Source organism: Amycolatopsis vancoresmycina (assembly GCF_000716785.1).
Lineage (GTDB): Bacteria > Actinomycetota > Actinomycetes > Mycobacteriales > Pseudonocardiaceae > Amycolatopsis > Amycolatopsis vancoresmycina.
Genome location: NZ_JNYY01000009.1, coordinates 1 through 18759, shown reverse-complemented (window position 1 = coordinate 18759; position 18759 = coordinate 1). Strand labels below are relative to the sequence as shown.

Here is an 18759-nt window from a genome sequence, read left to right as displayed (position 1 = left end):
AGGTGTTTCATAGGCGACAGGAAAGCGGTTACCCCGCGTTCCGCATGCGGCACGCCTTCCGTTGCCGTGCACCAGTTCCGCTGATCCGCCCGTCTGTGTCCGGGCGTGCTTTCGCCTGCCCGGGGAAAGAGAGCGATCCATGTCCGCACTCACCAGCCCGCCGACGTTGTCTGGCTTGGGTGAGAAAATCTCCCGCCGCCGCCCGTGGCGCACCAAAGCTGCCGGCGTCGTGCTGGCCGCCCTGGCGCTGACCGGCGGCGTGGCCGCGCCCGCGCCCGCCGCCGCGAATCCCTACGAGCGGGGGCCCGATCCCACCACCGCCAGCGTCGAAGCCACCCGTGGCTCCTTCGCCACCGGCACCGTCACGGTGTCGCGGCTGGCCGTTTCCGGGTTCGGTGGCGGCACCATCTACTACCCGACGACCACCACCGCCGGCACGTTCGGGGCGCTGTCGATCGCGCCCGGGTTCACCGCTACCCAGTCGAGCATCGCCTGGCTGGGGCCGCGCCTGGCCTCGCAGGGGTTCGTGGTCTTCACCATCGACACCCTGACGACCTCCGACCAGCCCGACAGCCGGGGCAGGCAGCTGCTGGCCTCGCTCGACTACCTGACCCAGCAGAGCTCGGTGCGTTCGCGCATCGACAGCAGCAGGCTCGGCGTCGTCGGCCACTCGATGGGTGGCGGCGGCACGCTCGAAGCGGCGCGGTCACGGCCGTCGCTGCAGGCCGCCGTGCCGCTGACCGGCTGGAACCTGACCAAGAACTGGTCGACGCTGCGCGTGCCGACCCTGGTCGTCGGGGCGCAGGCGGACACCGTCGCGCCGGTCGCTTCGCACTCGATCCCGTTCTACACCAGCCTCCCGTCTACTTTGGACCGCGCGTACCTCGAACTGCGCGGGGCGAGCCACTTCGCCCCGAACTCGCCGAACACGACGATCGCGAAGTACACCCTGTCCTGGCTCAAGCGGTTCATCGACGACGACACCCGCTACGAGCAGTTCCTCTGCCCGATCCCGGCCCCGGACCTGTCCATTTCGGACTACCGCGGCAACTGCCCGCACAACGGTTAGCCGGCATCGCCGGGCACGCCGAGGGTGACCACGACCTTGCCCTGGGCGTGCCCGGCTTCGGAGTAGCCGAACGCGGCCAGCTCACGCAACACCACCCCCTTGTCCGCACAAGCCACCACATCCGCGAGCACGACCCGCCGCCAGGCGAAGAAGCCAGACGCCAGCGCCGCGAAGACGTGACCCGCAGGCTGCGGCCCGCCGGACCGCCGACGGCCACGAACGCGCGCACCACGGTCAGCCGCCGCCGGGCTCGCCCAGGGTGACCACCACCTTGCCCCGGGCGTGCCCGGCTTCGGAGTAGCCGAACGCGGCACGCAGGTCGTCGAACGGGTAACTCCGGTCGACGACCGGCGTGACCGCGCCACGCTCCACCAACCCGGCCAGCTCGCGCAAGACCGCCGCCTTGTCCGCGCATGCCACCGCGTCCGCGAGCACGACTCGCCGCCGGGCGAAGAAGCCGGACGCCAAAGCCGCGAAGACGTGACCCGCAGGCTGCAGCCAGCGCCCCGCCCGGCCGCCGACGGCCACGAACGTGCCCGTGCGCGCGAGCACCGGCCGGCAGGCGAACACCGACCGGCTGCCCGCGATGTCCAGCAGGACGTCGTAACGGCGGCCGCTGCGGGTGAAGTCCTCCGCCCGGTAGTCGAATACCTGCTCCGCGCCGAGTGTCCGCACCACCTCGACGTTCGCCGTGCTGCAGACCGCGTCGACCCGCGCCCCGAGCGCCTTCGCCAACTGGACGGCGAAGGTGCCGACCCCGCCGGAAGCGCCGTTGACCAGCACCCGTTGCCCCGCTTCGACACCCCGCAAGGCGACCAGGGCGGTAACCGCCGCCATCGGCATCGCCGCCGCTTGCTCGTAGGTCAGGTTCACTGGCATCGGGGCCAGCAGGTCCTCGCGCACGCAGACGTACTCGGCGTGGGCGCCCCGCGGCAGCAGCGCGTAGACGTCGTCGCCCGGGCCGAAGCGGGCACCGGCCGTCTCCACCCGGCCCGCCAGGTCGCAGCCGAGCACGCCCACCGGTGGCCGGCGCAGGCCGAAACCGCCGGTCATCAGCCGCGCCACGTACGGCTCGCCTCTCATGAAATGCCAGTCGTACGGGTTGACCGAACTCGCCCGCACCCGGACCAGCACCTCGCCTTCGCCGGGCACCGGATCGGGCACGTCCTCGAGGACCAGGCTCGAAGGTGCGCCGTACACGTGCTGGACCAGGGCTTTCACGTCGCCTCCCGGGATTCTTACGTCGTAAGTCGTACGTTGTAAGTTACGCCGTACAACGTAAGAACGTCAACCGCGTCTTACCTTGTACGATCTTGTGGGTGACGACCGACGCGCGGATGCCCCTCAGCCGCGAGCGCGTCCTGCGCGCGGCAGTGGACCTCGCGGACCAGCACGGGCTGCGGGCGCTGACCATGCGCCGCCTCGCCGAAGAGCTCGGCGCCGAGGCGATGTCGCTCTACTACCACGTGGCCAAGAAGGAAGACGTGCTCGACGGCATCGTCGACGTCGTGGCCGGCGAGATCAACGAGGCCGTGGGCCACGTCGAGCCGGCACCGGAGTGGAAGGCGGCCGTGCGGGAGCGGATCCTCACCGCGCGGCAGGTGTTCCTCCGGCACCGCTGGGCGCCGGAGCTGTTCGAGACGCGGTCGTCGACGAGCACCGAGGTCCTGCGCTACTACGACGCGCTGGTCGGGCTGATGCGCGCCGGCGGGTTCACCTACGACCTGGTGCACCACGCGCTGCACGCCCTCGGCAGCCGCGCGCTCGGCTTCAGCCAGGAGCTGTTCGACCCGAACGCCGGCCAGTCGGCGGACGTGCCGGTCGACCTGGTCTGGCAGCTGCCGAACCTGACCGGGATGCTCAGCGAGATCGCCCACGACGACCCGGACTCGACCCTGGGGTGGTGCGACGACCAGGCGGAGTTCGAATTCGGCCTCGACGTCATCCTCGACGGCCTCGACCGGCTGCGGTAGTCCACTGATTGGGACAACCCCGCCCAGCGGGGCAAAATCGAACCGTGTCACGACCTCTGCGGAAGCTCGGCTTCCTGACCATCGGCCTGTTCGACGCCGCCGACCCGCGCCGGGGCCACGAGTCCACCCTGGAAATCATCGAACTGGGTGAACAGCTCGGGTTCGACAGCGCCTGGGTGCGCCACCGGCACCTCCAGTACGGCATCTCCTCGCCGGTCGCCGTGCTGGCCGCCGCGTCGCAGCGGACCAGCCGGATCGAGCTCGGCACCGCCGTGATCCCGCTCGGCTGGGAGAACCCGCTGCGGCTCGCCGAGGACCTCGCCACCGTCGACCTGCTCTCCGGCGGGCGGCTCAACCCGGGGCTCAGCGTCGGGCCGCCGATGCGCTGGGACGAGGTCAAGCACGCCCTCTACCCGGACAGCGCGGACGTCGAGGACTTCTCCTACGGCCGCGTGCAGCGGCTGCTGGACTTCGTGCGCGGCGAGCCGGCCACCGGGTTCAGCGGCGCCCAGGGCTTCGAGGTGTTCTCCGACCGGGTCCAGCCGCAGTCCCCCGGCCTCGGCGACCGCCTCTGGTACGGCGGCGCGAGCCTGCGCTCGGCGGAGTGGGCCGGCAAGCACCGGATGAACTTCCTGACCAGCAGCGTGGTCAAGGCCGAAGGCGAGAGCACGGACTTCGCCGAAATCCAGCTCTCGCACATCCGGACGTTCCGCGAGCAGCACCCCACCGGACGCGTCTCGCAGGGTCTGGTCGTCATCCCGACCGACAGCGCGACGCCGGACCAGCGCGCCAAATACGAGGCCTACGCCGAGAAACGGCTGCCGCGCACCAAGGAGCCCCAGGGCCCCGCGCGGATGCTGTTTTCCCGCGACTACGTGGGCACGTCCGCGGAAATCGCCGAGCGGCTGCACGCGCACCAGGCGTTCCGCGAGATCGACGAGGTGGCTTTCGCCCTGCCGTTCACCTTCGACCACGAAGACTACGTGCAGATCCTCACCGACATCGCGGAACGCCTGGCACCGCTCCTGGGACGCTGATTACTTGTTCGTGCCCGGCGTCAGCACCTTGTCGATCACGAAGACCGTGGCGTTCTTGGTGGGGATGTTGCCGCACAGGATCTTCGCGCCGTTGATCGTCATGTTGTCGCCCGAACCCTCGATCTTCACCGGGCCGCCGGCGGTGTTGAGCGTGTCGACCGAACCGGCCGCGGCGAGACCCTTGGCGTCGTAACGCTTGCCGACCACGTGGTACTGCAGGATCGGCGCGAGCTCGGCGGGCTTGCCGGCCAGTTCGTTGAACTTGGCGTCGCCCAGCGCGGCGAACGCCGGGTCGGCCGGCGCGAACACCGTGATGGCTTCCTGGCTGTTCAGCGTGTCGACCAGGTTGGTGGCCTTGACCGCCGCCACCAGCTTGGTCAGCAGCGGGTTCGTCGACGCCGCCGAGGCGACCGGCTGCGGGCCCATCGAGTCCAGCGAACCGGGCGCGGAACCCTGCGGCAGCTGGGAACAGGCCGGGCCGAACACGTCGGCGTTGGTGGTCACGCCGGAACCACCGGCGGCCATGCTGGACGACGGCGCGGCCATCGACGACGACGGCGCCATCGAGCTGCTGGAGCTGCCCGACGAAGCGGTGTCGCTACCGCTGCACGCGGTCAGCGAAAGAGCGGCGACAGCGGCGACGCCGATTCCGGCGACACGAAGCTTGGTCACAAAAATCACTCCTGTAAGCGGCTGAGAACTTCTTCTTGCCCGGTATTCGGAACCACTCGGAAATCGGCTTGGCACCCATTCGGGTGATCCAGGTCACCGTGTCGTGAACGCGATGCTGTGCCACCCGGTCGCGCCGTCGGGGACGGTCCCGGCGCGCATTTCGGTCTGCGTGTACCCGCTTTTGTCGGTCGCCCGGCAGACGACCTGGTGCCCACCCGGTGCGGCGTCGAACTCGAGCCACCACATGCGCCAGGTGTTCACGTTGACTTCCTGCGACAGCACAGCTTCCCGCCACGGTCCGTTGTCCAGGCGCACCTCGACCTTGGCGATGCCGGTGTGCTGCGCCCAGGCGACCCCCGCGACCCGCACCTTCCCCGCCGGGACGGTTTCGAAACCCTTCGGCGTGTCGATGCGCGATTCCGTCTTGATCGGCGCTTCCCGGCCCCAGCCGCGTTTCAGCCAATACGCCTGCCGCGCGTCCCACGTGGTGACTTCGAGGTCGGTCACCCATTTCGTGGCCGACACGTACCCGTACAGCCCGGGAATGACCAGCCGGGCCGGGAAACCGTGCTCGATCGGCAACGGCTCGCCGTTCATGCCGATGGCGAGCATCGCCCCGCGCGCCCGGTCCAGCGCCGCGGCGACCGGGCTGCCGGAGGTCCAGCCGTCCACACTGGACGAATAGAGCTGTTCGGCGCCGGGCCGCACCCCGGCCTCGTCGAGCAGGTCGGCCAGGTCGACGCCGACGAAGTTCGCGGTGGACACGTAGGTGCCGCCGACCTCGTTGGACACGCAGGTCATCGTGATCGTGCGCTCCACCAGCGGCCGGTTCCGGATGTCGGCGTAGCGGTACCGGACCTCGCGGTCGACCAGGCCGTGCAGGCGCAGGCTCCAGTCCTCGGCCCGCACCTGCGGCACGGTCAACGCGGTGTCGACGCGGTAGAAGCGGTCATTGCGCGTCAGGAACGTCGGCGTGCCCAGCTTCGCGAAGTCGGCGTCGGCCGGGATCATCGGCGCGGTCCGGGCCGGGACGAGCCGCCCGACCGCTTCGCGCGACGCCGCCGCGTCCCGGCGGCCGGCCAGGAGCTGCCCGCCGAGGCCCGCGACCCCGGCGCCCACGACCACGCCGGCGCCCGCCAGCAGCACCGTCCGGCGCGAACGATCCGGCGTGATGTCGAGCCGGTGCAGGACGGCGAACGTCCCGACGCCCGCGACCAGGCTCGCCAGCGGCGCGAGCAGCGCGACACCGTCCAGGTCGGGCCGCGCGTACACGGCCACGAGCCCGACCAGCCCGAACCCGGCGATCACCACCAGTCCCGGCACCGGCGTGCGCCGGGACAGCAGACCCGCCACCGCGGCCACCAGCACCAGCACCACGGCCATCCCCGACAGCAGCACGAGCTTGTCGTAGGTGCCGAAGGTGCGGACCGCGAAGTCCTTGAGCCCCACCGGCGTCAGGTCGATCGCGCCGTTGCCGACCGCCAGGTACGGCGACGCGTTGACGCCGACGAACCCGGCCACCAGGTGCCCCGCCGCCAGCGCCGCCACGAGCGCCAGGACCCCCAGCAAGGCGGCCGGCCCGCGCCTAAGCAAGGGAGATCCTGGTGACGGCGGGGGTCGTCGGGCCGGCCGAGCCGCCGGCGGGCTCGACGGTGATCCCGATCCGGTCGACGTCGGGCGGCAGCTCGGCCACGAGCATCCGCTGCGACGCCTCGGCCGTCATCAGCCCGGCCGACCGCGCGCCCCCGGCGCCGAGCAGCCACACCTGGTAGACGTGCCCGGCGTCGAGCGCGGGCAGCTCCGACGCGAGCAGCACGGCCTGGTGGCGGCTGCGCGAGACGACGAGCGTGGCGTGTCCCGCGCCGACGCCCTGGATCGCGGACGCGTCCGGCGCGGACAGCACCGAGTCGACCGGCGCGGGCGTCGTGGCCACGCCGAAGACGACCGCGGCCGTGGCCGCCGCCGCGGCGCCGAACAGGGAGACGCGCAGCTGCCACGTCTTGGCCCGGCTCAGCCGGCGGACCACCGGCACCTTCGGCGGCAGCTGGCGGGTGCGGGCCACGTCGGCGAGCACCAGCGCCTTCAGCGACGGCGGCGGGTCGGCCGAGGCGGCCACGCCCAGCCGCGCACCGGTCGCCCGCAGCTCCGCCACCTCCTGGCGGCAGGCGGCGCACGCCCCGAGGTGCCGTTCGAACTCGGCACGCTCCACATCGGACACCGCGTCGAGGGCGTACGCCCCGGTCAGCGTGTGCAGTTCGGCGGTCACCGGTCCACCCCCAGGCAGTCGCGCAGCCGGATCAGGCCGTCCCGGATGCGGGTCTTCACGGTCCCCGGCGCGACCTTCAGCACCTCGGCGACCTCGGGATAGGTGTAGCCGTTGTAGTAGGCCAGCACGATCGACTCGCGCTGCAGGTCGGTCAGCGCGGCCAGGCACTGCCGCACCCGCTGCTGCTCCAAACCGGCCAAAGTGGACTCGGTGACCTCGTCGAACGGCCGCCGCACGTCCATCAGGCCGGCCCGCTCCTCGCGGTCGGCACCGGCCTGGTGCGAACGCACGCGGTCGACGGCGCGGCGGTGGGCGATGGTCAGCACCCACGACAGCGCGCTGCCGCGCTCCGGCTCGTACCGCGTGGCCTTGCGCCACACCTCCACCAGCACCTCCTGCGTCACCTCCTCGGCCTGCGCGTGATTGCGCAGCACGCGCGTCGCCAGGCCCAGCACCGGGCCGGCGACGAGGTCGTACAGCGCCGCGAACGCCGGTTCGTCGCCCGCCGCCACCCGCCCGAGCAGCTCTTCGGCGCTCGGCGCTGGCGCCGGTGCCTCGTCCGGTGGCAGCCGCAACCGCCCACGCTCACCCATGCCGGCACCCTCCACGTCACCCCTGACTCATGGGGCGTTCGCGGCCGTACCGAGGAACGGACTGTGTCCGGTGGCCTTTCCCACCCGGACGGCGCAAATCCGCCGCCGGGACCCATCCGGCGGGCGCGCGGCTCCGAATTCCTGTGACCTTCGGTGACGCTGTGTCAGGCAGCTGCCCGATCGGCCACGCGGACGGTGACCTCGGACACTTCTTGATCACCCCAGAGTGTGAAAGTTATTCGGAACGCTGGGCGTTGCACTGACTATGGGTTATCCCTGGAAGCAACCGAAGTTAACCGACGAGTAGCAAAGGCGGTCCGATGACCGACCCGTACAGCGTGATCAGTACCGACATCGACTTCGCCCTCCGCACCTTCGGGGCCGGCCCGCGGCCGGTGCCGGCCGAGCTGGAGTACGACACCCGTGACCCGTACGCGGTCGCCGTGGTGCTGCACGCCGGTCCGAGCGCGGTCCGCTGGCTCTTCGGGCGCGACCTGCTCGCCGACGGCCTCCTCGGCCGCTGCGGCGACGGCGACGTGCGGATCGGGCCGGCCGGCGACCCGGCGCTGGTCGTCGTGGAGCTGAGCTCCCCCGACGGCGCCGCCGTGCTCGAAGCGCCCGCGAAGGAGATCGCGGCCTTCCTCGACCGGACCTACGACGTCGTCCCGGCGGGCAGCGAGAGCGACTGGTTCGACTTCGACGAGGAAATCGAAAAGCTTTCCTACCAGGACTGAGTTACCGTCCCCGGGCGTGAGCTTCTTCCTGGCGAAGGTCCTCGCCGCCCTCGACGACGGCGGTGACCGCGTCCTGTTCCACGCGAGTGACGGCGTCACCACCTACCACCAGGCCCGGGACCGGCTGCGCCGCCTGCACGGCGGACTGGGTGACGTCGAAACGCTCGCCGTCGACCTGCGCAACCGGCCCGAGACGGTCCTCGTCCAGCTGGCGGGCCTCCTGCGCGGCGCGACCGTCCTCCTGGTCCCGGCATCGGCTCCGAAAGCAGACCGGCTCGCCGCGGCGAGCGGCGCCACCGTCGTCACCGACCGGCCCCGCGACTGGCCCGGCGGCGACACGAAAACCCTCGCCGACCTCGACGGCGAGCCCGAGCCGCTGCACCCGCCGGAGACGGTCCGCCTGCTCTTCCCCACGGGCGGCACCACCGGCACCCCCAAGCTGATCCGCCACAGCGGCATCTACGACGGCATGGCCTACATCTTCACGCCGTCGCCGGACGGCCCCGGCCGCACGCTGCTGGTCGCCCCGATGACGCACATGACCGGCAACGCGACCGTGCTCGGCACGCTGCTGCGGCAGGACACCGTCGTCATCCACGACGGATTCGACGCAGGAGCCGTCCTTGAAGCGATCGAGGAACACCGCATCGACACGCTCTCGCTGACGCCGCCGCGGCTGGCTGCGCTCCTCGACCACCCGAAGCGACCGGAAACGGACCTCAGCAGCGTGCGGTCGCTGTCCCTCGGCGCCGCGCCGCTGCCGCCGCACCGGCTCGCGCAGGCCCTCGACGTCTTCGGCCCGGTCGTCGGCCAGGGCTACGGCCTCACCGAGGCGCCGATGATCGCGAGCATTTCGGCCGCCGAGCTGATCGGCCGCCCGGAGCGGCTGGGGTCGGTCGGCCGGATCGTGCCCGGCATGGAAGCCCGCCTCACCGCCGACGGCGAGGTCGAGGTGCGCGGACTGTCCATGATGGACGGTTACCTCGGCGGCCCGGAGGTCGGCGCGGGCTGGCTGCGCACCGGTGACCTGGGCCGGTTCGACGACGAGGGGTACCTCTACCTGCTCGACCGCGCGGACGATGTCGCCGTGGTCGGCGAGCACGGCACGAAGGTCCCGACCACCGTCGTCGAACACGCCCTCGCCACCCACCCGGCGGTGCGGAGCGCGGCCGTCTTCGGCCACGGCGACCGGCTGCACGCCGTCGTCGTGGCGACGAGCGCCGTCACGGCAGCCGACCTCCAAGCCCACGCGCGGGAAGCCTTCGGCCAAGAGCACTACGTCCCGGCGCGCGTGGCCTTCGTCGACGCGCTGCCGCTCACCGACGTCGGCAAGGTCGACAAGCGCGCCCTCGCTCAGCTCGTGACGGCCCCGTAGGACGACGACCGCACCAGCTTGACGTACTTGCCGAGCACGCCCTCTCCGAACTTGTTCGGCAGCGGCTCCCAGCCCTCGCGGCGGCGGGCCAGCTCGGCGGCGTCGACCAGCAGGTCGATGCTCCGCGCCTTGATGTCGACGGCGATCCGGTCGCCGGTGCGCACGAACGCGATCGGCCCGCCGTCGACCGCCTCGGGGGCGACGTGGCCGATGCACAGGCCGGTGGTGCCGCCGGAGAACCGCCCGTCGGTCAGCAGCAGGACATCGCGGCCCAGACCCGCGCCCTTGATCGCCGCGGTGATCGCCAGCATCTCCCGCATGCCCGGGCCGCCCTTGGGGCCTTCGTAGCGGATGACCACGACGTCCCCGGCCTCGATGCGGCCCTCGTTCAGCGCGGCCATGGCCTCCTGCTCGCGCTCGAACACGCGGGCCGGGCCCTCGAAGTTGGCGGTGTCGAAGCCCGCGGACTTCACGACGGCCCCGTCGGGGGCGAGCGAGCCGCGCAGGATGGTGATGCCGCCGGTCGGGTGCAGCGGGTTGGCCGGGGTGCGCAGCACCTCGCCGTCGATCGGATCGGGGTCGAGCTCGGCGAGGTTCTCGGCCACCGTGCGCCCGGTCACCGTCAGCGCGTCGCCGTGGATCAGGCCCTCGTCCAGCAGCGCCTTCATCAGCACCGGGATGCCGCCGTGGCGGTCGATGTCGTTCATGACGTACTTGCCGAACGGCTTCAGGTCGCCCAGGTGCGGGACGCGGTCGCCGACGCGGTTGAAGTCGTCGAGGGTCAGCGGAACCTTCGCCTCGTGCGCGATGGCCAGCAGGTGCAGCACCGCATTGGTCGAACCACCGAGGGCCATGACGACGGTGATGGCGTTCTCGAACGCCTCGCGCGTCAGGATGTCCCGCGCGGTGATGCCCTTCTCGAGCAGGCCCACGACGGCTTCGCCGGACAGGTGGGCGTAGTGGTCGCGACGGCGGTCCGCGGACGGCGGCGCGGCCGACCCGGGCATGCTCATCCCCATGGCCTCCGCCGCCGACGCCATCGTGTTCGCCGTGTACATCCCGCCGCAGGCGCCTTCACCGGGGCAGATGGCGCGTTCGATGCGGTCGAGGTCGGCGTTCTTCATGCGCCCGGCCCGGCAGGCACCGACCGCCTCGAAGGCGTCGATCAGCGTGACGTCCTTCTCGGTGCCGTCGGTGAGCTTCACCCAGCCGGGGGCGATCGTGCCCGCGTAGAGGAACACCGACGCCAGGTCGAGGCGCGCGGCGGCCATCAGCATGCCCGGCAGCGACTTGTCGCAGCCGGCCAGCAGGATCGAGCCGTCGAGCCGCTCGGCCTGCATCACCGTCTCGACCGAGTCGGCGATGACCTCGCGGGAGACCAGCGAGAAGTGCATGCCGTCGTGGCCCATGGAGATGCCGTCGGACACCGAGATGGTGCCGAACTGCAGCGGGTAGCCGCCGGCCGCGTGCACGCCTTCCTTCGACGCCTGGGCCAGCCGGTCCAGCGACAGGTTGCACGGCGTGATCTCGTTCCACGAGCTGGCGACGCCGATGATCGGCTTCTGCCAGTCGCCGTCCCCCATCCCGACGGCGCGGAGCATGCCGCGCGCGGGCGCGGCCTCGATCCCGTCGGTCACCGTGCGGCTGCGGGGCTTCGGGTCGATCGTCATCGCGGGCCTCCGATACGACGTTCGGGCGCTGGTCATGTTACCAACGGACGCGCGGTCCGCTGGCCGGAACGATTTCCTACCCGCGCGCGCACCCACCGGCGAAAACTCGGGCCATGATCGCCACAGTGGTGTGGGGCACGGGCAACGTGGGCCGTGCGGCAATCCGGGCCGTCGAGGCCCACCCGGCGCTGAAGCTCACCGCGGTGCTCGTCCACGACCCGGCGAAAGTCGGCAAGGACGCCGGCGAGCTGGCCGGAACCGGCGCGCTGGGTGTCGCCGCGACGGACGACATCGACGCCGTCCTGGCCGCGAGCCCGCGTGCGGTCGTGTACGCCGCTTCGGGTGACGTCCGGTTCGACGACGCGCTCGCCGACATCGTGCGGGCCGTCCGGGCGGGCGCGGTCGTCGTGACACCGGCCCTGTACCCGCTCTACGACCAGCGGAACGCACCTCCGGAGCTGCGGGACCCGGTACTGGCGGCGATCAAGGACGGCGGCGGTTCGCTGTTCGTCTCCGGCGTCGACCCCGGCTGGGGCAACGACGTGCTGCCGCTGCTGATCAGCGGGCTCGGCACCGACGTCGACGCCGTCCGCTGCCAGGAGATCTTCGACTACTCGACCTACGAGCAGCCCGACTCCGTCCGGTACCTGGTCGGCATGGGGCAGCCGATGGACTACGACCCGCCGATGCTGATGACCGGCGTGCCGTCGATGGTGTGGGGCGGGCAGGTCCGGCTGATCGCCCGCGGCCTCGGCGTCGAGGTCCACGAACTGCGCGAGACGCTCGACCGGCGTCCGCTGGACGAGACCGTCACCACGCGGACCATGGGCGAGTTCGAGAAGGGCACCCAGGGCGCGGTGCGGTTCGAGGTGCAGGGCATCGTCGGCGGCGAGCCGCGGATCGTCATCGAGCACGTCACGCGCATCCACCCGTCGTGCGCGCCGGACTGGCCGACGCCGCCCAGCGGCGACGGCGCCCACCGCGTGATCATCGAAGGCCGGCCGCGCATCGAAGTCACCGTCGAGGCGACCGACGAAGGCGAAAACCGGTCGGCCGGCGGGAACGCCACCGCCGTCGGCCGCCTGGTCGGCGCGATCGACTGGCTGGCCGCGACGGAACCCGGCCTCTACGACGCACTCGACGTCCCGCTGCGCCCGGCAGCCGGCAAGCTCGGAAGGAGCCGTCCGTGAACATCGACATCCCCGCGGGCAAGGACCCGATCGGGTACGTCTGGGGCGAAATGGTGCCCGGCATCGGGATCGCCGCCTCGAAGTTTTCGCTGGCGGTGTACGAACACACGACGCTGGGCCTGCGGGAGTTCGAGGCCGCGCGGCTGCGGATCGCGCAGATCAACGGCTGCGTCTTCTGCCTCGACTGGCGCACGGAGCGCGACGGCGTCAAGGTCGAGCCGGAGTTCGCGGACGCGGTGTCGGAGTGGCGCACGACCGACCGCTTCGACGAGCGGACGCGGCTCGCGGCGGAGTACGCCGAGCGGTACGCGACCGACCACCACAACCTGGACGACGAGTTCTGGAAGCGGATGTCGGCGTCCTACACGCAGCAGGAGATCGTCGAGCTCTCGATGAGCCTCGGCGCGTGGCTCGCCTTCGGCCGCCTCAACCACGTCCTCGGCCTCGACACCGCCTGCGTCCTCCCGTCCCACCGCTCGTGAGTGGTAAGGCGAGTTCTAACTCGCCTTACCACTCACGACGAGCCGCGGCAGGGGTCAGAAGTCCTGGGCGATGATCTTCTCGATGTTGCGTTCCGCCAGCGCGGTGATGGTGACGAACGGGTTGACGCTGGTGTTGCCCGGGATCAGCGAGCCGTCGATCGCGTACAGGCCCGGGTAGCCGGCGAGCCTGCCGTAGTTGTCGGTCGCCTTGCCGAGCACCGCGCCGCCGAGCGGGTGGTAGGTGAGATGGTCGCCCCAGATCTTGTACGTGCCGAAGAGGTCGGTCCGGTAGATCGTCCCCTCGGTCGAGTTGATCTTGTCGAAGATGGTCTTCGCCATGTCGATCGACGGCTGCTTCCACGCCGTCTGCCAGTTCAGCTCGACCGCGCGCGTGGTGGGGTTCCAGGTGAACTGCGCCCGGTTCGGGTTCTTCGTGATCGACAGGTAGAACGACGCCCACGTCTCGATCCCGGTCGGCAGCGGCGCGACCTCCGCGAACGCGCCGCCCGCGTTCCAGTTGTCGATGCCGCCGCACGGGATGGTCGACTGGGAGGCGCCGGTCGGGTCCCAGATCTGGTTGGCGCGCCCGACCATCACGTTCCCGTTGTCGCCCCAGCCCTTCCCGACTTCGCCGTTGAGGTTCGGCAGCGCGCCGGTCGCCTTCAGCTTCACCAGCAGCTTGCTCGTGCCGACGCTGCCCGCGGCGAAGAACACCGTGTCCGCCGTGACGCTCTTGATCGCGGACACCGCGCCCGCGGTGGTCAGCTGCTCGATCGTCACCGTGTAGCCGCCGCCGGAGGCCGGCACCACCTGCGTCACGCGGTGCAGCGGCGAGATGGTGACCTTGCCGGTCGCGGCGATCCGCGGGTGGTAGGTCTTCTGCAGCGACTTCTTGCCGTAGTTGTTGCCGAACAGGATTTCCCCGGCCAGCGCCGACTTCGGGACGGTGCCGGCCGCCTCCTGCTCCATGTAGTCCCAGTCGTACACGTCCGGCACGAACACGAACGGGAAACCGGACCGCTGGGCCTGCTTCCGGCCGACGCGGGCGAACTGGTACCAGTCGGTGGAGTCGAACCAGGCCGGACGGACGGTGGCGACGCCGAGACCCGCGTTCGCGCGCGGGTAGTAGACGTTGTACATCTCGTCGGCGTTGACCGTGGGGAGGATCGCGCCGAAGTTCTCGCGCTTCGGCGTGACGGCCATGCCGCCGTTGACCAGCGAGCCGCCGCCGACGCCGCGGCCCTGGTACACGATGATCCCGCCGAACTCCTCGGCGTCGAGGATGCCCGTGTAGCGCGGGATGTCCTTGTCGATCGGGAACCCGAGGAAGTTGGAGAACGGCTGCTTCGTCCTGGTGCGCAACCAGAACGACCGCTGGTCCGGATTCGGCGTGGCGCAGAAGATCTTGCCGTCCGGGCCGGGCGTGTCCCAGGCCATGCCCATTTCGACCATCTGCACGTCGACGCCGGCCTGGGCGAGCCGCAGCGCGGCGACCGAGCCGCCGTACCCGGTCCCGATCACCAGCGCGGACACGCGGGCGCCGTCGGCGATGACGGCGGCGGAGGCCGGCTGCGGTGCCGCGGCGGCGGCCCGACCGGCCAGCGCGGCCCCGGCCAAGATAGAACCGGTTCCAGCAATGAAGAGGCGACGGGAAACGGGGTTGGAAGTTGTTCTCCACATGGGTTCGTCGCTCATGCTTTGTTCCTCACCGTTGAGGTATTTAGAACAAGTTATAGCTGGATGGTGCAGACAAGTCGACATATACCCACGAGTAACCTGACGGGGTGGCGGGGCCGTGCCGCTGAATGGGCCATGATGGACGACTGTGGAGTCCACCCGAGTGGACCGCTGGCTCTGGGCGGTCCGGCTAACCAAGACCCGCCCGGACGCCGCGGCGGCGTGCCGGGGCGGCCACGTGCGCGTCAACGACAAGCCGGCCAAACCGGCGACCACCGTCGTCCCGGGCGACGAGGTGCGCCTGCGCGTCGGCGGGACGACGAAGGTGCTCGACGTGGTCCGCGTGATCCAGAAGCGCGTGGGCGCCCCGGACGCGGCGACGTGCTACCTCGACCGGACGCCGAAACCGCCCCCGGAGACGGCGATCCCGGTCGCCCGCCGCGACCGCGGCGCGGGCCGGCCGACCAAACGGGAGCGTCGCGTGCTCGACGCGTTCCGGTCCCGGCCGGAGCCTTAGCGGAACCGGGCGCGCGTAACTGGGACTTTCCCGGCCGGGAAGCGCTCACGGCGCGGAAGTCGCGCCGGGCGCCCGGCATGGGCGCGCACCACCGGCACTACCCCGGCCGGGAAGCGCTCCCCAACGCAGCGCGAAAGCCGTGCCGGGCACCCCCTCCCCCGGCACGACCGCGCCCATCGACGGCATCCCCGCGCATGAGTAGGTCATCTCCGCGTTCCGGCCGGGGATCGTCGCCGGTTGCGGGGCCGGTCCGGAAATAGCCGGGAATCCGCGCGAACCCGGTCGGGCGCCGCGCAACCGGGGTAGTTGCCCGGCATGACGACGAGCACAACCCGGGACAGCCTGCTGGTCGCGGCTCGGCCGCTCGTGGTGCGCTACTGCCGCGCCCGGCTCGACCCGGACGCGGCGGACGACGTCGCCCAGGACGCCTGCCTGGAACTGCTCGAGGCCCTGCCCCGGCGGCCGCCGGGGCGGCCGTTCGGGGACTTCGTCCGCGGCATCGCCCGCCACCAGGTCGCCGCGGCGCGCCGGGCCGCCGCCCGGCAGCGGGCCGAGCCGGTCGCCGAACTGCCGGACGGTGCCGACTCGGCGCCGGATCCCGAACACCACGTCCTTCGGTGCGAGCTCGGCGAGCGGATGGCGAAGCTGCTGCGGGTGCTGTCCCGCAAGCAGCGCGAGATCGTGGTGCTGCGCGTGGTGGTGGGCCTGTCGGCCGAGGAGACCGCGACGGCGGTCGGCTCGACCCCCGGGGCGGTGCGGGTGGCCCAGCACCGCGCGCTCGGCCAGCTGCGGAAGGCGGTCACGAGCTGACTTCCGGGACTACCCTGGCCGGGTGAGCGACAGCGAGAACTTCGAAGGGCGCGACGTCGGGTCCGGGATCTCGGTCATCCGCGAAAGCACGGACGTCGTCGGCTCCGGGCCGCGGCTGCACCGGCACCCCTACACCGAAACGTTCGTCATCATCCGCGGGCGGGCGCGGTTCACCGTCGGCGACGAGCAGCGGGACGGCGGCGCCGGGGACGTGCTCGTCGTCCCGGCGCACACGCCGCACAAGTTCGCCGTGCTCGGGCCCGGCGTCTACGAAGCCGTGCACATCCACGAAAGCGACCACTTCGTCACCGAATGGCTGGAGTGACCCTCAGAGCCCGCGCTCGCCGATCATGCCGCGCAGCTTCGTCAGGGCGCGGTACTGGGTGATGCGGACGTTGCCCGCGGAAATGCCGAGGGCCTCCGCCGTCTCGTTCGCCGACAGGCCGGCGATGATCCGCAGCGACAGGATTTCCCGGTGCAGCGGCGGCAGCAGCGCCAGCAGCCGGCCGAGGCGGGCACCGAGGTCCAGCTCGAGGACGTGGTTCTCCGGCTCGTTGCCGCCGAGCGGGCGGTCCGGCAGCTCCGGGACCGGCTTCGAGCGGTCCCTGGCCACCGAGCGGAAGGCGTCGGCCACCTTGTTCGCCGCGATGGCGCGCACCAGGTAGACGAAGGAACCGCCGCGGTCCTGGTAGTTCGGCAGCACCTTCAGCACCGCCAGGCACACCTCCTGCGCGACGTCGTCCGCCGAGAGGTAGGAGAGGTCGCGGCCTCCGATCCGGGCCCGGCAGTAGCGCACGACCATCGGCTTGATCAGCCGCAGCAGCGCCTGGACCGCGGCCGGGTCACCGCCGCGGGCCGCCGCCACCACCGGGTCGATGCGCTCCTTCGCCAGGCCGCCGTCCGGCCGCGGCGAATCCGCCAGCACGGTGTAGCCGTCGACCGGCGCCACCTCCGAGATCATGGTTTCCACGGGCCCTCCTCGCGTCCGCCGCCGGGCCGTTTCGTCCACAATGGACATTATGCTGGGTGGACGTTCCCGGGTCCGACATCTGGAGTAATCGAGGCGCTGACCTGCAACGTTTCCGGGCGGTGGTGGTTGTCCAGATATTGTCAGGTAACCGCCGAAACGGGAGAACTTCACCGGTTGCGCCGCCGGGACGACACCCGTGACCAGGGCCGGAAGACCCTGGTTCAGCCCCAGCGGATGCCGTAGGCGAGCCCCGGCGCGAGGTGCCGGAACCGCACGTGCACCTCACCCGCGTCATCGGCCGCCAGCACCGCGCCGCCGCGTGACCGGTCGGCCGGGTCGGTCTCGTCCAGGCGGACGATCCGGTCCGGTACCCGGTTGCCGAACCGGACGTGCAGGTCGAACCGGTCGCACGGGTGCCTCGGCACGCAGACGTACCTCGGCTCCCGCAGGTTCGCCCGGAACCGCAGCCCGACCTCGTGGCGCGCGCCCCGGCGCAACGGCTCGGGGAGGCGCAACGCGAGCCCGATCCGGTCGCTCGATTCCATCCCGCGGGCGGCGAGCACGCCGCCGTGGAACACGTCGACACCGAGATCGGACTCGTGCACCGATTCGCCGGATTCTGCGGACAGCGGCAACGTCAACGCGAGGTCGAGCACGGCGATTTCGTCGGCGTCCGCGATCACCCGCCGGAATTCGAACGCCTCCGGCACCGGTTGATCGAGAGCCAGCGTGACGCGCAGTTCTTCGGTGTGCCAACTGCGGCTCGGATAGCGCGGCAGTTCCGGTCCCGGCGCCGCGACGGCGAGCGCGGCGATCTGTTCGATTCCCTCGTCGATCCGCCGCCGGACCGTCCGGTCGTCGCGGTCGAGCGTGATCGCCGCCCAGTGCACCCGGTCCTGGTAGAACGGTTTGCGGGCCCGCTCCTCCAGCGCGAACGCCGCGAGGAGCGCGATTCTCAGGTCGTCCGGCAGCGACTCGACCAGCGGCCGCAATCGGTCGGACAGCTTACGCCGCATCTCGACCGTTCCGTCATCTTCCAAAATGCCACAAGTGCTCCGCAATGCGGGGCCGACCCGGTCGGCGAGCGGTGTCGTGAAAATTGCCCTCCCTTTGCGCAGGGCCTTGAGCTCGCCGACCACGTCCGCCGCACTGAGGCCCACCGTTCGTCCCCTTCCCACGCACGGGAGTCAATGTTCGCCAGCGCCACCACCGATGTCCAGTCGATCATGCGGCGACAAACGGATCGTTATCCCGCGGTTTCCTTTCCCCTTGGCGCGCGAAACGCCGAAACTCCCGGCGGATTCCGCGGCGAAACCGGCCGGGCCCGGACCGGTTGTCGAAGTTGTCGAAATGGCGGCCGCACCTCCGCCTTTCCGGCGCCCGGCGGCGCACCCACCCCGCCGGGTGACCGTGGCCGGGCCCCGGTTGGCCGCGGCCCGCCGCGGGTACTTGTTGATCATGAGCCCGAAGATGTGGCGCCTGCTGATCTCGGGGACGTTGCGGCTGTTCCTCATCAGCGCCGTACCGGCCGCCGTGCACGTTTCCGTGCTGGCCGGCCTGGCGGCGACGGTGATCGCGTTCGTCGTGCCGGCCCCGCGCAGCCGGCACGAACCCGGCGGCCCCGGCTAGGGCGTGTCCTGTAAGCGGTTGAGCTGGGTCTCTGGTAGCTATGCGCGGTGGTTGGTCGCGGTGAGTTGACGGATAAGGCGTGGGCGGTGATCGAG

The 18759-nt window shown here is 71.3% G+C and carries 20 protein-coding genes; 11 read left to right on the top strand and 9 right to left on the bottom strand.

What is annotated here, in order from left to right; all coding sequences use genetic code 11:
- Nucleotides 1-139: 139 nt before the first annotated feature.
- Nucleotides 140-1069 carry a bis(hydroxyethyl) terephthalate hydrolase gene (gene bdeA, locus OO60_RS22650; RefSeq protein ID WP_033262049.1) on the top strand — a complete coding sequence of 310 codons (930 nt, stop codon included), beginning with the start codon at nt 140-142 and terminating at the stop codon, nt 1067-1069.
- A gap of 234 nt (nt 1070-1303) precedes the next feature.
- On the opposite strand, the gene OO60_RS22645 is transcribed toward bdeA, so the two are convergent.
- A complete protein-coding gene (locus OO60_RS22645; protein ID WP_003100280.1) occupies nt 1304-2290 on the bottom strand; it encodes an NAD(P)-dependent alcohol dehydrogenase in 987 nt (328 codons plus the stop codon).
- A 98-nt stretch (nt 2291-2388) separates the two neighbouring features.
- Between OO60_RS22645 and OO60_RS22640 the strand changes: the two genes are divergently transcribed.
- Entirely contained in the window at nt 2389-3042 is a 654-nt protein-coding gene (locus OO60_RS22640) for a TetR/AcrR family transcriptional regulator (RefSeq protein ID WP_033262048.1), read from the top strand.
- A 44-nt stretch (nt 3043-3086) separates the two neighbouring features.
- Nucleotides 3087-4079 carry an LLM class flavin-dependent oxidoreductase gene (locus OO60_RS22635; RefSeq protein ID WP_003100277.1) on the top strand — a complete coding sequence of 331 codons (993 nt, stop codon included), beginning with the start codon at nt 3087-3089 and terminating at the stop codon, nt 4077-4079.
- Here OO60_RS22635 and OO60_RS22630 read toward each other — a convergent pair whose 3' ends face one another.
- The 4 genes from OO60_RS22630 to sigK form a co-directional block, all read right to left on the bottom strand.
- A complete protein-coding gene (locus tag OO60_RS22630) occupies nt 4080-4751 on the bottom strand; it encodes a fasciclin domain-containing protein (protein ID WP_003100275.1) in 672 nt (223 codons plus the stop codon).
- 93 nt (nt 4752-4844) lie between these two features.
- Entirely contained in the window at nt 4845-6344 is a 1500-nt protein-coding gene (locus OO60_RS22625) for a molybdopterin-dependent oxidoreductase (RefSeq protein ID WP_033262047.1), read from the bottom strand.
- Nucleotides 6337-7017, bottom strand: a complete 681-nt coding sequence (locus OO60_RS22620) for an anti-sigma factor (RefSeq protein ID WP_033262046.1) — start codon at nt 7015-7017, stop codon at nt 6337-6339. The genes OO60_RS22625 and OO60_RS22620 overlap by 8 nt, the downstream gene beginning before the upstream one ends.
- The gene (gene sigK, locus OO60_RS22615; protein WP_003072933.1) at nt 7014-7610 is read right to left on the bottom strand and encodes an ECF RNA polymerase sigma factor SigK; all 597 of its coding nucleotides are present in this window, start codon (nt 7608-7610) and stop codon (nt 7014-7016) included. Before sigK ends, OO60_RS22620 begins: the two co-directional genes overlap by 4 nt.
- A gap of 320 nt (nt 7611-7930) precedes the next feature.
- Between sigK and OO60_RS22610 the strand changes: the two genes are divergently transcribed.
- Both OO60_RS22610 and OO60_RS22605 read left to right on the top strand, forming a co-directional pair.
- The gene (locus OO60_RS22610) at nt 7931-8344 is read left to right on the top strand and encodes an SsgA family sporulation/cell division regulator (RefSeq protein WP_003072937.1); all 414 of its coding nucleotides are present in this window, start codon (nt 7931-7933) and stop codon (nt 8342-8344) included.
- Between the two features lie 16 nt (nt 8345-8360).
- The gene (locus OO60_RS22605) at nt 8361-9719 is read left to right on the top strand and encodes a class I adenylate-forming enzyme family protein (protein WP_003072939.1); all 1359 of its coding nucleotides are present in this window, start codon (nt 8361-8363) and stop codon (nt 9717-9719) included.
- On the opposite strand, the gene ilvD is transcribed toward OO60_RS22605, so the two are convergent.
- On the bottom strand, nt 9698-11389 hold the full coding sequence (gene ilvD, locus OO60_RS22600; RefSeq protein ID WP_033262045.1) for a dihydroxy-acid dehydratase: 1692 nt from the start codon (nt 11387-11389) through the stop codon (nt 9698-9700). The two genes, OO60_RS22605 and ilvD, sit on opposite strands and share 22 nt — an antisense overlap.
- Nucleotides 11390-11502: 113 nt before the next feature.
- Here ilvD and OO60_RS22595 point away from each other — a divergent pair, with 113 nt between their 5' ends.
- Together OO60_RS22595 and OO60_RS22590 are read left to right on the top strand one after the other, a co-directional pair.
- The gene (locus tag OO60_RS22595; RefSeq protein ID WP_003072947.1) at nt 11503-12579 is read left to right on the top strand and encodes an NAD(P)H-dependent amine dehydrogenase family protein; all 1077 of its coding nucleotides are present in this window, start codon (nt 11503-11505) and stop codon (nt 12577-12579) included.
- Entirely contained in the window at nt 12576-13061 is a 486-nt protein-coding gene (locus OO60_RS22590) for a carboxymuconolactone decarboxylase family protein (RefSeq protein WP_003072948.1), read from the top strand. Before OO60_RS22595 ends, OO60_RS22590 begins: the two co-directional genes overlap by 4 nt.
- Before the next feature lie 54 nt (nt 13062-13115).
- Here OO60_RS22590 and OO60_RS22585 read toward each other — a convergent pair whose 3' ends face one another.
- A complete protein-coding gene (locus tag OO60_RS22585; RefSeq protein ID WP_003072950.1) occupies nt 13116-14678 on the bottom strand; it encodes a GMC oxidoreductase in 1563 nt (520 codons plus the stop codon).
- A gap of 208 nt (nt 14679-14886) precedes the next feature.
- Here OO60_RS22585 and OO60_RS22580 point away from each other — a divergent pair, with 208 nt between their 5' ends.
- From OO60_RS22580 to OO60_RS22570, 3 genes are all read left to right on the top strand, one after another.
- Nucleotides 14887-15255, top strand: coding sequence for an RNA-binding S4 domain-containing protein (locus OO60_RS22580; RefSeq protein ID WP_205624127.1), 369 nt, complete (start codon nt 14887-14889; stop codon nt 15253-15255).
- 315 nt (nt 15256-15570) lie between these two features.
- On the top strand, nt 15571-16065 hold the full coding sequence (locus tag OO60_RS22575; protein ID WP_033262044.1) for a sigma-70 family RNA polymerase sigma factor: 495 nt from the start codon (nt 15571-15573) through the stop codon (nt 16063-16065).
- A 22-nt stretch (nt 16066-16087) separates the two neighbouring features.
- Nucleotides 16088-16390, top strand: a complete 303-nt coding sequence (locus OO60_RS22570) for a cupin domain-containing protein (RefSeq protein WP_033262043.1) — start codon at nt 16088-16090, stop codon at nt 16388-16390.
- 3 nt (nt 16391-16393) lie between these two features.
- Here the strand turns inward: OO60_RS22570 and shbA are convergent, their stop codons facing one another.
- Nucleotides 16394-17026, bottom strand: a complete 633-nt coding sequence (gene shbA / locus OO60_RS22565) for an RNA polymerase sigma factor ShbA (protein ID WP_051767750.1) — start codon at nt 17024-17026, stop codon at nt 16394-16396.
- A 230-nt stretch (nt 17027-17256) separates the two neighbouring features.
- The gene (locus OO60_RS22560; RefSeq protein WP_033262041.1) at nt 17257-18051 is read right to left on the bottom strand and encodes a hypothetical protein; all 795 of its coding nucleotides are present in this window, start codon (nt 18049-18051) and stop codon (nt 17257-17259) included.
- Between the two features lie 442 nt (nt 18052-18493).
- Here OO60_RS22560 and OO60_RS46510 point away from each other — a divergent pair, with 442 nt between their 5' ends.
- Complete coding sequence (locus OO60_RS46510) at nt 18494-18664, top strand: hypothetical protein (RefSeq protein ID WP_156081318.1); 171 nt, start codon at nt 18494-18496, stop codon at nt 18662-18664.
- Nucleotides 18665-18759 lie beyond the last annotated feature (95 nt).